The 12,425-nt window shown below is 47.4% G+C and carries 9 protein-coding genes; 2 read left to right on the top strand and 7 right to left on the bottom strand.

Annotated elements, in window-relative coordinates; translation table 11 throughout:
- Positions 1-179 precede the first annotated feature (179 nt).
- Positions 180-3,953: an ATP-dependent RNA helicase HrpA gene (hrpA, locus tag FCL45_RS14130; RefSeq protein WP_136795841.1), complete on the top strand. Its 3,774-nt coding sequence runs from the start codon at positions 180-182 to the stop codon at positions 3,951-3,953.
- Positions 3,954-4,186: 233 nt separating this feature from the next.
- Here hrpA and FCL45_RS14125 read toward each other — a convergent pair whose 3' ends face one another.
- The 4 genes from FCL45_RS14125 to kdsB form a co-directional block, all read right to left on the bottom strand.
- Complete coding sequence (locus FCL45_RS14125) at positions 4,187-5,932, bottom strand: ATP-binding protein (protein WP_167495656.1); 1,746 nt, start codon at positions 5,930-5,932, stop codon at positions 4,187-4,189.
- A gap of 45 nt (positions 5,933-5,977) precedes the next feature.
- The gene (locus FCL45_RS14120; RefSeq protein ID WP_136795843.1) at positions 5,978-6,199 is read right to left on the bottom strand and encodes a response regulator; all 222 of its coding nucleotides are present in this window, start codon (positions 6,197-6,199) and stop codon (positions 5,978-5,980) included.
- Positions 6,200-6,437: 238 nt separating this feature from the next.
- The gene (locus FCL45_RS14115) at positions 6,438-8,798 is read right to left on the bottom strand and encodes a gluconeogenesis factor YvcK family protein (RefSeq protein ID WP_136795844.1); all 2,361 of its coding nucleotides are present in this window, start codon (positions 8,796-8,798) and stop codon (positions 6,438-6,440) included.
- A gap of 108 nt (positions 8,799-8,906) precedes the next feature.
- The gene (gene kdsB, locus FCL45_RS14110) at positions 8,907-9,668 is read right to left on the bottom strand and encodes a 3-deoxy-manno-octulosonate cytidylyltransferase (protein ID WP_136795845.1); all 762 of its coding nucleotides are present in this window, start codon (positions 9,666-9,668) and stop codon (positions 8,907-8,909) included.
- A gap of 108 nt (positions 9,669-9,776) precedes the next feature.
- On the opposite strand from kdsB, the gene FCL45_RS14105 reads away from it, so the two are divergent.
- Entirely contained in the window at positions 9,777-10,595 is an 819-nt protein-coding gene (locus FCL45_RS14105; protein WP_136795846.1) for a class I SAM-dependent methyltransferase, read from the top strand.
- Between the two features lie 4 nt (positions 10,596-10,599).
- Here FCL45_RS14105 and FCL45_RS14100 read toward each other — a convergent pair whose 3' ends face one another.
- From FCL45_RS14100 to FCL45_RS14090, 3 genes are all read right to left on the bottom strand, one after another.
- Positions 10,600-11,058, bottom strand: a complete 459-nt coding sequence (locus FCL45_RS14100; RefSeq protein ID WP_136795847.1) for a 23S rRNA (pseudouridine(1915)-N(3))-methyltransferase RlmH — start codon at positions 11,056-11,058, stop codon at positions 10,600-10,602.
- 54 nt (positions 11,059-11,112) lie between these two features.
- The gene (locus FCL45_RS14095; RefSeq protein ID WP_136795848.1) at positions 11,113-11,514 is read right to left on the bottom strand and encodes a YkgJ family cysteine cluster protein; all 402 of its coding nucleotides are present in this window, start codon (positions 11,512-11,514) and stop codon (positions 11,113-11,115) included.
- Between the two features lie 200 nt (positions 11,515-11,714).
- Complete coding sequence (locus tag FCL45_RS14090) at positions 11,715-12,290, bottom strand: YqgE/AlgH family protein (protein WP_136795849.1); 576 nt, start codon at positions 12,288-12,290, stop codon at positions 11,715-11,717.
- Positions 12,291-12,425: the final 135 nt, after the last annotated feature.

Below are 12,425 nucleotides of genomic sequence, written 5' to 3'. Positions count from 1 at the left end.
ACAGGCAGGTGGTGACATTAACTGTAGACAGGATACCTGTATAAGGGCTCTTCCTCCCCTGGCAAAAGACTGACAATTCCCCGCTTTTTTCGCTAACGAAAATGTCTAACGTATGTTATGAATCATGAGCCCGGTCAAGGGGAGCAATACCATAATTCTTTTTCAGCATCCAGCTATTAATGAACATCAATTACCCACACGACTTGCCTGTTTCAGGTAAGAGGAATGAAATACGTCAGGCCATTGCCGACAACCAGATCGTCATCGTCGCAGGTGATACTGGCTCAGGCAAAACCACGCAGATTCCAAAAATCTGCCTTGAGCTCTACCCAGATTCTAATTCGCTCATCGGCTGCACCCAGCCTCGCAGAATTGCCGCATCTTCGGTTTCAGAAAGAGTCACTGAAGAATTGGCCGGACTTGGTAATATTGTCGGCTATAAGATCCGTTTTCATGATCACACCGACAAAAATACCAGAATCAAGTTCATGACAGATGGCGTGTTGCTGGCTGAATCCAGAAATGATCCGTTGCTCAAGCAATACGGGGTAATTGTTCTTGATGAAGCACATGAGCGAAGCCTGAATATCGATTTTCTGCTCGGCTACCTGAAACGAATTCTGCCTAAGCGGCCTGACCTCAAGCTGATTATCACCTCGGCCACCATAGACACTGAGGCCTTCAGTAAACATTTTGGAAATGCCCCGGTGGTCAACGTCAGCGGACGCACCTACCCGGTGGAGGTCCGGTATCAGCCTGCCGGCAGTGTCGACGACGAGGCAGCGGATGAGGGTAACATTGATGCCAGCTACGTTGAGCATTGCGCTGAAGCCATTATCCAGCTCTACAAGAATGAACCTCCTGGTGATATCCTGGCATTTCTGCCGACTGAAAAGGATATCCGGGCCTGTTGCAATCTGGTTGCGAAACAAGCCACTGGCGCAGTAATTCTGCCAATGTTCGGTAGATTGCAGTCTTCTGATCAGCGACGCATATTTCAACATCATTCAGCGCCCAAGATAGTAATCGCAACCAATGTCGCCGAGACCTCAATTACCGTCCCCGGTATCAAATATGTTGTCGATTCCGGTCTTGCCAGGATGTCCTACTACAATGCCCGGGCAAAAACCACCAGCCTGCCTATACACAGGATATCCCGAGCCAGTTGCGATCAAAGGAAAGGACGTTGCGGCCGGGTTGGCCCCGGATTGTGTATCCGCCTTTACACAGAGGAGGACTACCTTGGGCGGGAAGAGTTCACTTTGCCAGAGATCAAGCGGGCCAACCTTGCTGAGGTAATCCTGCAGATGGTGTCGCTGAAACTGGGAAAACCTGAAGATTTCCCTTTTATCGAACCGCCCCATCGCAACACCATCCGCGACGGTTATAAGCTTTTGCAGGAACTTGGAGCAATTTCCAATGCAGGAGCACTTACCGAATCCGGCAAGATTATGGCCCACCTGCCAATAGATCCATGTATTTCCCGCATTCTCCTTGAAGCAAACAGTGAAAATTGTCTTTCAGAAGTAAAAGTTATAGCCTCAGCCCTGGCTATTCAGGACCCGAGAATGCGACCGGCCGAAAAAGAAAAAGAAGCCGACGCAGCACACCAGCGATTTGCCCACAAGCACTCTGATTTCATGACTCTTTTGAATATCTGGAACGACTTCCATGATGATCAGGGAGACACACGTTCATGGTCGAAACTCAAAAAATATTGCAAGGCAAACTACCTGTCATTTCAACGCATGCGTGAATGGCTGGACCTCCAGGAGCAGTTAGGCAGAATTCTTGATCGACAAAAGGAGTTCAGCGACAATTCCATTGATGCAAGTTACCAGCAGATCCACCGGGCTTTATCTTCTGGTTTTTTACGAAATATCGCGGTGAAAAAACAGGGTAAAATATATCAGGGCGCAGGCAACAGGGAGTTAATGATTTTTCCCGGATCCCACCAGTTCCTCACTGCCGGTCAATGGATTATCGCTGCTTCCTTCCTTGAGACAAACAGACTCTACGGTCTCACAGTTGCTACTATTGAGCCTGAATGGCTTGAATCTCTTGGTTCTCATCTGGTCAAATATTCCTGGTCTTCACCACGGTGGAATAAAAAGAGCGGGCAGGTAATCGCAGATGAAAGAGTGTCGCTCTTCGGGCTGATTATAGTTGCCGGCCGCACAGTCAATTTCCCTAAAAGAGCCGCTAAGAACATTCCCGAAGCACGTCAGATATTTATCCAGGCTGCGCTCATAGAAGGAGAGATCAAAGGCAACTACCCATTCCTGAACCATAACCAGCAACTCATCACCAAATGGAAAGAGGCTGAGGACAGGCTGAGGACAACAGCCATCCTGCTTGACGACACCGCTCTTTTCTCTTTTTATGACGAGCGCCTGCCTGACTTCGTCTGTGACCGGGCGACGCTGAACAAATTCCTCAAGAGGAAGGGGCAAAAATTACTGCAGATGTCTGACGAAGACATCGTCAATAGCAGGCCTGATGACAACCAGCTCGCCAATTATCCCACTGCCATCAATGTCGGCTCGCTTGAATTACAGGTAGAATATAATTTTTCTCCCGGCAGGGACGATGACGGCATGACTGTCCGCATTCCCCTTTCACTCGGCGCCAACGTCTCCCCTGCTATTTTTGAATGGTTGGTGCCCGGGATGCTCAAAGAGAAGGTGCAGCTGCTGCTCAAAGGTCTTCCCAAAAGCTTACGCAAACATCTTGTGCCTGTAAACGTAGCTGTCGACAGAATCCTTGACGATATTAACAGCTCGCAAGGCTCACTCTACCACGCACTCGAGTCCTCTATTTTCAAAATGTACCGCATATCCATAAAACGATCGGACTGGCCAACTGAACTTCCAGGCCATCTTCGTGCCAGGTTTACGCTTTTTGATCTGGACGGCAGGGATATATGCTCGGGCAGGGATCTCGGGAAACTGCTCAAAGAGGTGGAGAGCACCTCTAATTCCACCAGTGCATCTGAAAAACTTGTTCCTGCCCAACAGCAGCTCATGGATACCTGGCGAGACCGCCTCACCCGTGAGTGGGACTTTGACGGTCTGCCGGAGTCCATTCCTCTCAAAACACCGGATGGAGTTATTGCCGGCTTTATTTTTCCTGCGCTTGTTCCGTATATCGATAAAGGCGGTGTTGGCGTCACTTTTGAGAAAGACCGTGCTACAGCGTACAGCAAAAACCTGGAAGGTGTGGAGTTCCTGTTCAAGCTTCAGTTTTCCGACGGTTTCAAGTCTCTTAAAAAATATTGCAATTCCATGCTTTCCGGCCCCACCGGTAAATTTCTGATAGCGACAGGGCTTGATAAGAAGACCGCTGTTGACCAACTCTTACGCTTTATCTTCAGAGCACTTTTCCCGGCTATTAACGGAACGATTCCAGATAAGGCTCTCTTTGAGCAGCAGGTGGCCGAGCAGAAAAAACTAGGTCTGTATCGGCAGGGACAAGCTATTGCCGAATCAGCGGTAGCGGTGTTGAGGTTGCGAAGAGAAGTAAGCGAAAAACTCGCCCACTATGTTCGCCTTGATAGTCGTAAACTTTTGTTTACCAAGAATGCGCAGCAAAAGTTTATAGATTTGCTTAATGATATAGTCCCCGGCGATTTCTTCCTCACATCCTCCCTCGCCGGGCTGGATCTTACCCAAAGGCAACTGCAGAGTTATGCAATTCGGGTGGAACGATTCTACAACAACCCGACCAAGGATGCAGAGAAGGAAAAACAGCTCAAACCCCATCTGGAAAGCCTCAGACAACTGAACAAACGAGAAGAAGAACTCAGCGAAGAGGCAAGAGAACTCCTCAATCAATACCGCCAGATGATCGAAGAATACCGGATAACTCTGTTTTCACCTGAAATAAAAAGCAGGACACCGGTATCAGCCAAGAAGCTGAAGCAACTCCAGCAGGCTGTACTGTCGAAATGTTAGAAAAGCACCATGGCTGGATAGCGTAAAACTCTTTTTAAAAGCCACCTGGACCGAACGTATATCCGGGAGATAAAAAAAGTACTCTTAGGTGTTGTGCTGTGTATGGTCGAGTTGATATGCTAAGCAGGAATCAGCTGGCAATAGGCATAATGCTCTTCCTGCCGGGATTTTCCCGTATGAGATGGCGCCATTGAACCAAGATACTTTATTCAGTTCCTCTTCGCTCATTTGCCTTACTTCCCTGCCGTGACCAGAACATGTCTGAGACTGTCCACAGTAAACGGTTTGGGTAAGGCATTGGAGTATCCGTATTGACGGCAATCCTCGACCACCGAATCAAAAATAGATCTGCCGGTAACGATGATTTTCAGCTCGCTGTTCTGCTCTTTTAAAGCTGAGCATATTTCCTGATGCTCAAGGAGTTCACTGGCTGGGTCAAGAATAACAAACTGGGTAGTTTCACCTCCCTGTTCCCTTTCCGCTCTCAGGTAGGCAAGGCCTTCACTCAAACCATCGACTATCTCAACATCATGATTGAGATAATCGAGCATGGCTTTACCAATCTGCTGCAACTGATTGTCTTTTTCTATGAGCAGAACTTTTGGGGGTGATGCTGTTTTACGCTGTTGGTCAGCGCTTTCATTTGTATTCTTTTTTTCAGTCGTCCCCGTTTGGTAACACGGCAGAAAGCATGATACGGCTGTTCCCTTGCCAGGTTCAGAATCTACCACAACATAGCCTCCATGGTTCCGGAATGTGGCATATACCACAGTAAGGCCCAGGCCAACGCCTCTGGAAGCCCCACGTGCTTTCGTCGAATAATATGGATCAAAAATATTCAACAGCTGGTCCTGATCTATCCCTTCCCCTCTATCCTGAACTGTGACACAGCAGTAGCACCCGGCAGGAACATATTGGCCAGCCATTAGAAGTGGCTCCTCATACTCAGCCAACTTAGTGTGAACTTCGATCTCACCGGCAGGGTCTGCCTCCATCGCGTTTTGAAGAATATTGGCAAGTGCTGTTTTGACCTGGCTCGAATCTATCTGAACCATCGATGTTTCAGTGCCAGGCGTACGCTTATAAGGTACTTTATGCTCTTTGGCAAAGTCCTCCAAAACGCTAGAGACGATATCATCGAGGTCGACGCTATCTCTTGAGACTATTCCAAATGGAGAAGAGCTGGAAATCTTACGGGTAAGTTCAACCGCCATATATGCTGCTGTCCTGGCATGCTCCAGCATCGCCCGGCTTAACTGCTCCCCGTCAGACCGTTTGCCTGCCTGGGTGAGCATATCGAGATTGCCGCATATAACCGTCAGCAGGTTATTGAAATCATGTGCGATACCGCCTGCCATACAACTCATTGCATCCATTTTAGTGATGAGCTTTATCGCAGTATCGCGGGTTCTGTTCTCCTCTTCAGCCCTGAACTGCCGGGTAATGTCTCGCAAAATACATAGATTAAACCTCCCGCCCTGCTCATAGACTGCAACAAAAGAGGCAGTAACAATTTTCTCACTGAAAAAAAGAGGGGCTTCTCCTAAAATATCAAGCTGCTCTTGTTCAGCGCTATCGGTCCGCTCCTGCAGCCAGTACTCAACCTCAGCCTGATGGGATCCCCAGCCGGTTGCAACGAGGGGTGATCCAATCATCTCCTCAGCACTATGATCAAGAATCTTCTGGGCAGCATTGTTCATGGAGACGACCACACCTTCCCGGTTCATCCCAATGACACCTTCACTGAGGTTTTCAAGTATACTGTTCAAGTGTCGCCTCTCCGAAAACAGTTCGCCGGCAACCTCAGCAGTAAGGCCCTCAATATCTCCAACACCCGAAATCAATGTATTTTCTTTCCGACTGACGTGACCATCATTCCTATACACCAAAAGAGCCGAGCGAATGTGCGTTCGAATCTCACCGAGATGCCCTTTTTCAATGCACAGATCGTAATAATCAAAATCCAGTATGGTATGCATGTCTCCGGCAACCATAGCGGTGACAATGACAATGTAAATATCTGATTAACTGGGATTGGTTTTGACAATCCTGCACAGTTGTTCCCCACTCACATAGGGCATTACCAGGTCAGTAAAAAGTAGATCGGGAGTATCTTCCTTGAGCTTATTCAAGGCATCAAGGCCATTTTCTGCTGTCTGAACCAGACAACCTTCCTGCTCCAGAATTGCTGAAACGGCACGTTGAATAACAGGGTTATTCTCAACTACCAATACGGATAAGGACATACTGAAACCGTCTTAAGCATTAGTCAGAAAGAGGAGCAGAACTGCACGCAATTCTGCGAGGAATTTACGCTATACCATACAAATGCTTATAAAAATTTCATGTCTTTTTTCAGTGGTAATTGAATTTAGCGGAATGAAATGACAGATCTGATCACCCCTCAAGCTCAGCTGCACGACACGAGGCGTGAGGAGTATGGGGTTTGGGAGGAGGAATTGAATAAAGGATAGCAGAGGAAGCTTAGAGATCCCCAACCTGCTTAAAGACTACATCACGGAAGAATTTGATGAGCTTATACCTCCTCCGGGCAACTTTCTTTTGTTCTGGAATCAAGTCGGTCTGGGGGATCTTCATGACCGTCATCTTGTACTCAATCTGTGGGGACAGCCGGTTTTCCAGATACCAGACATATGAAAGCCCCATAAGCAAACCAGGCGGAGTAAAACCCTCATTGCCATTGAGCAAACGAGTATATTCAAGATAGGAGCCACCTCTGAACATCCGGGCCAGATGAAGATAATCATCAAGTTCGCGAGTATTTAAATAACAATTTCGCTCTTGCTCGTCGCGCAACTCAAGGTTATATACCTTCCCCACTATCCGCTCATTTAAGGCAACCTCCTCAACCTGTTTTTTAAGGGCATAATCTCCTAATAAAGATTCACCAATGGCGATCAATATACCTGTTTCCAGTTTAGCCTTATGGCACAACTGGTCTTTGCGGATCTTGATCATCCGGTCAACAGGGTCATAAAAAGCAAAGATATTATCCCATTGCTGGTTTCTTGGCCAGAGTTCCAGCCCAATACAGGCTACTCCATTGATGTATTGAAGATGATCAAGAGGTATGTCATGGTGCCTCCAGATCAAATCTTCAAAAACATCCCGAATATACGATACTCCCCTACAGCAGTCAGATGTACATCCGGCATTACACCCTATTTCGAGCTGGTGTATGCGTTCAATCACCTTCTGATAACGAACACTTGGAATCTGGAAATTTCGACACGGGTAGTCGACGGCTCGCCCTGCCTGCAAGAAGGTATCGCCAACAGGGTTCTCAACGCCACTGCCTTTCTCACTGAAATCACTATGCTTACTTTCAGCAAAACATTCCTTGCCGGCGTAAAGCACCCGTACAGCTGTTGCCAGCATCGCAGGGTCGTGTTGCAACACTCCTCTTTCAACAAGTGCCTGACGGGAATATATACCACATTCGACCGGTACGAACCCCTGGTTACGTACCACCTCACGGTCAAGGTAAATTGGAATCTTACCTTCCACCGCATAACTTTGGATTACTGAAGCGGGCACATCTTTCAAGGAAAGACAAAGTACTTCATGAAACAAGCCCTGAATTCCGCCGGGGATATTCCGCTCATAGGCCTTGATCATATCGGATACCCTGAACTTTCGCTCAGGGTCACTCATACTCAAATCGGTTTCACCAGCCTGCACCCAGAGATTTGATACCAGAATTTTTAAGGCCTTGCCGTTCCGACGAACGGCATCAGCAAGCCCCGGCACTTTAAAAACAGGAATAATGGAACTGTAAAGACTTCCTGGTGCCATGACAATGATATCTGCATCATCGATATAATCAATTATCTCCTGATAAACCCTGGGCTCTGTACAGAAATCCACATGGGCCGATTCTACAGGAACTCCCCGGCGCGAACCTCCCGCCTTGGACTCACCTGTAGTCTGCACACCATTGGTGTAGACAAGACGCAGCTGGCATGGGGTGGTTGTACAGGGAAGAACAGCTTTTATGCCCACACCCAGGCTGAGTGCCAGATATTCCAACCCTTTATAGATCGGTTCATGAAACAACCCAGGGTCTGAAATAAGTAGCTCTTTGTCGACACCATCGGGCAGATGGCGATATATAGCCGACACCACAATCAGGTTGCCAAGGCAATTTGGCCGGTTTAATACCGGCTCCAATTGATCGTCTGTAAATACCTGACTTATAAGGTCAAGCAAGACTTCAGACAATCTTCCTGGCATCCGTTCGAGGTCAGCACCCGTCCAGCTGAAAAGTTGCTCAGCACTATCCGGTTTCGTGGAAAAACGATAATTGAAGAGTTTGGTAAGCTCTTCAATTATCAGCAAAGCGTTTGGCACTGAGACCTGATACGTTCGTTGCAAAGCGGAAAGCTGAATGGATGAGAGCAATACATGACGGATATCGCCGATTGCTATGAGGGGGAGATCCTTCATTATCTCACCCGTGGAACCACCATCGTCGGTTACACACACCACAGAACGTGTTCTTGGAAAAATCTCTTTCAGACCGTTGAAAGGTGACCTTGCCCAGCCCTCCAGGCGACTGTCACCCCCAATAATATTTGAAAGACCGGTACCGCCACCAAAAACGACCACCTTCGCCCCATCGATTCGATGAGAATTCAATGCCTCGACAAGACCGCTGTATAGTCGTGTGATTTCAGGATCCTGATGTATCGGTTCACCATTCAGGACCAGATCGATGAACTTCTCACGCAGGTTCTTGTGTGAAAGTAGATCAAGCGGCGAGACTTTCTTAGCCAATATTTTTTCCAGGCTATCTGCTACCTTGTCGTCTTTTCTCACTGTCATTCCCCAACCACTCCAAATATTCACCAGGCACCAATCAACATCATCAGGTCTTGAGCACACATCCGATTACTGCCGGCTCTGAGTCAGTATGCCCTTTGAAAAAGCCAATCAACGCTGCTGTTTCAAAAATTCCTCAACTCGAATAAGATCTTCCGGGGTATCGACTTCTATTGAGTCGTGTTCGGTGAGTACAACCTTGATCTTGTACCCATATTCAAGAGCCCGAAGCTGCTCCAGTTTTTCAAAACGCTCCCACTCTCCCTCCGGCAAGGCCACAAATGTGAGCAGGAAACCTTTACGGTAGGCATAAAAGCCTAAATGTTTGTAATATGTCGGAGAGATGTTATCTTCTGGGTTACGCTGAAACGGGATTGGAGATCGTGAAAAGTAGAGCGCGTAGCTATCTCTATCAAAAACCGTTTTCACATGGTTAGGGTCGTTAATTTCCTCTTCCCTGATGATCTTGTATATCAAGGTGGACATGGGCAGTGCCGGGTCTTCCAGCAGGGGCATTGCTACCTGTTCCACGACTTCTGGTGGAAACAAAGGCTGATCTCCCTGAATATTTACTACGACGTCATGCTCCGAGATACCTACAAGCTCCGCCGCTTCAGCCAGACGATCAGAGCCTGAAACATGATCATTTCTGGTGAGTACATATTCGCCACCAAAAGATTCTACACAATCACCGATACGCTGATCGTCCGTTGCCACAACGACTCTCGACAGCAGGCTAACCTGTTTGGCCCGCTCAACCACATGCTGAATCATTGGCTTGCCATCAATCTTTGCCAGCGGCTTGCCTCTAAATCTATTCGACTCATACCTGGCAGGTATGATCGCAACAACTTCTATCTTTTCTTTTTGCATTTTTGAACTCGGTAATGTTTGCTATTATTTTAAACGGGTAGTACTGACTCTTTCGACTTTGAACGACGTCACATCATACCGGAACCACAACCACATTTTTGCTACAGCATGACAACCTCTTCACATCTTTCAATTTCATCTACCGCACTTTCTGAGACAATACTACAAAAAGCTCTGGATGCCGCAAAAAAGTTCAACATACCGTACATTAAGCCCGATCGTTGTGAAACTCAATATATCCTGACATTTACAGATCAGCGCTTGGAACTCAGGGCCAATCCGGCTAACAAAAAATCCGAAACATTCGCCCCCATATTCGTCGACTTTGTCCAAGGCAGCACAGGCTACCGACACCAGAGAAACACTACGATTAAACAACCCCTGGCACGTGCTGTCGGGGTAAAATCAGGATTCAGACCAGATGTCTTTGATGCCACAGCAGGCTTGGGCATTGATGGCTTCGTGCTTGCTTCGCTGGGTTGCAAGGTAATACTGAGTGAACGATCACCTATTCTGCATGCCCTGCTGGAAGATGGCCTGGAACGCGCGGCAAACAATGAACGAACTCATGAAATTGTTACCCGGAGAATCACCCTGCTTTCCGGCAATTCCATTAATAATTTGAAAAAAATGGATAACCAGATACACACTGTCTACCTTGATCCTATGTACCCGCATTCCGCCAAATCTGCTCTGAACAAAAAAGAGATGCGGGTCATCCGTGATCTAGTGGGCGATGACGAAGACGGCCCTGAACTACTCAAAGTGGCCTTAGAGGTTGCAGGCAACAGGGTTGTCGTCAAACGTCCTAAAGGCGCCCCCCGCCTTGATGGTTCCTGCGAAAACCCACTAGAGCCAAGTCATGAAATACAAATGAAGAATAGCAGGTTCGATGTCTACCTTACCGCGCATCTCAAAAGGACATGAACCACTATTTATGATACTTTTCGCCTGCTTTTATGGTGTAAGCACGGTAAATCTGCTCAACCAACAGCATTCTCACCATATCGTGGGTAAAGGTCATCTCAGACAGTGAAAGACAGAGATCAGCCCTGCTGATCACCTCCCCGGAAATCCCGGTAGGCCCGCCGATCAGATAGCAAGCACCCTTGACCCCACGTTGTTCCCAACCGCTGATGGTTCCCGCAAACTGCTCTGATGTGTATTGTTTGCCCCGTGAGTCAAGAGCGACAACAAGCCACCCGGCAGGAATTGCCTCCAGCAGTTTCCTTCCCTCCTGGGTGATATCCGCCTTGCCGCCTGCTTTTTTTTCTTTAATAACCCTGGTGACAAACTGGGTGTAATGCTTGAGGCGGGAAGTATACTCTTTTATTCCCTCTGAAATAAAAGAGTCTTTGGTCTTGCCCAGAAAAATTACTTCATGTTTCATCACATTCTTCCTTGCGAAAGTGTGCCTGTATATAGCTCATGGCTTGTAAGCCAGTTAACAGCTTATCTTTTTTCTGGTAGCCATCAACTTTTTCAATGCGCCGCAAAACTCTTCATAGCTTGTGTCTTTCCTGATTCCAGGACAGGAATCTGATATGGTGCTGAAATTGTTAACATCGCTAAGAATAGATGGATGCAGAGGCCACTCCCGACACCGCCAGGGCCTCCCTGCATGTACAGAGCATCCCTCATCGTAAAAAATACAGTGGCCATCAACGATTTTCATCTGCACAACATTAGCGGTAATTCTCCAATACTTTTCTGCTACTTCGTCTCTTTCCATGCCAAGCGCTTCGCACATTATCCGCTGATCGTCCTCATCAAGGGATACAGTTGTCTCTCCCTGACAGCAATAACCACAGCGAGCACACGAGAACAGTTGTTCGATATCAGACATATCTACTCCAAATCCTGCAACACCTTAATTATAAAATGTATAAATGATCACAATATGATCGAAAATGAAATTTTACACCGTAAAATCATATTTCTGAGAGTTGCATATATAACAATTCCAGATGATACCAGCCTCAAAAAAAGAGGCGCTCCCGAAAAAAGGGAGCGCCCTGATGCACTACTGTAAAATTCGTTATTCTATTACGCGTATCCTACAACATCTAAGAATGTACTTATATCAATACCGTACTGAAGTGCAGCCGCTTTCCATTTCATTTCGTTGGGGAGATCGAAAATTATCGTATCATCAGCGGGCACCATTAACCAACCATCATCAACGAGTTCCCTTTCCAGCTGCCCTGGCCCCCATCCGGTATAACCAAGTAGGAACAGAAACTTCTCCGGGCCGCACTCCTCTGCTATATCCTGCAACACCTTGGTCTCCCTGGAAAGTGATACCGTAGAGGTCACTTCCAGCTGATACTCGGTTTTATATGTCGAGGTATAAAGAATGAACGCTGACTCCAGTTCGACCGGACCACCGATGTATACCGGCGGGAGTTCATTTACTGGGATGGGCAAATCAGCGCCCTGCAACACTTCGGCCATGGAAAATGCAGGGTTAGGCTTATTTATGGCTAACCCCATTGCCCCCTCCTGACTGTGTGCGCATATGTATATTACCTGCTCTTCAAAGCGCGGATCCGGCATTTGCGGTGTAGACACCAGAAACGAACCTGTCAGGTCCTTTATTATCGGGGCTTTATCTTCTTTCATTTTCCGTCTCCGTGAACAATGGCGTATCAGGCCAGTTACAATTCTTGCCTTATTTTGGTCTTGAATTGTACTGTCTACAGTTTATCAAAGGTGTCTTGACCCAGTCAAGTTCGAGCTAGTACGGTAATGCCGGGG

It is taken from the genome of Desulfosediminicola ganghwensis (genome assembly GCF_005116675.2).
In the GTDB taxonomy this organism is placed as follows: domain Bacteria; phylum Desulfobacterota; class Desulfobulbia; order Desulfobulbales; family Desulfocapsaceae; genus Desulfopila; species Desulfopila ganghwensis.
This window is presented reverse-complemented; position numbering and strand designations above follow the sequence as displayed.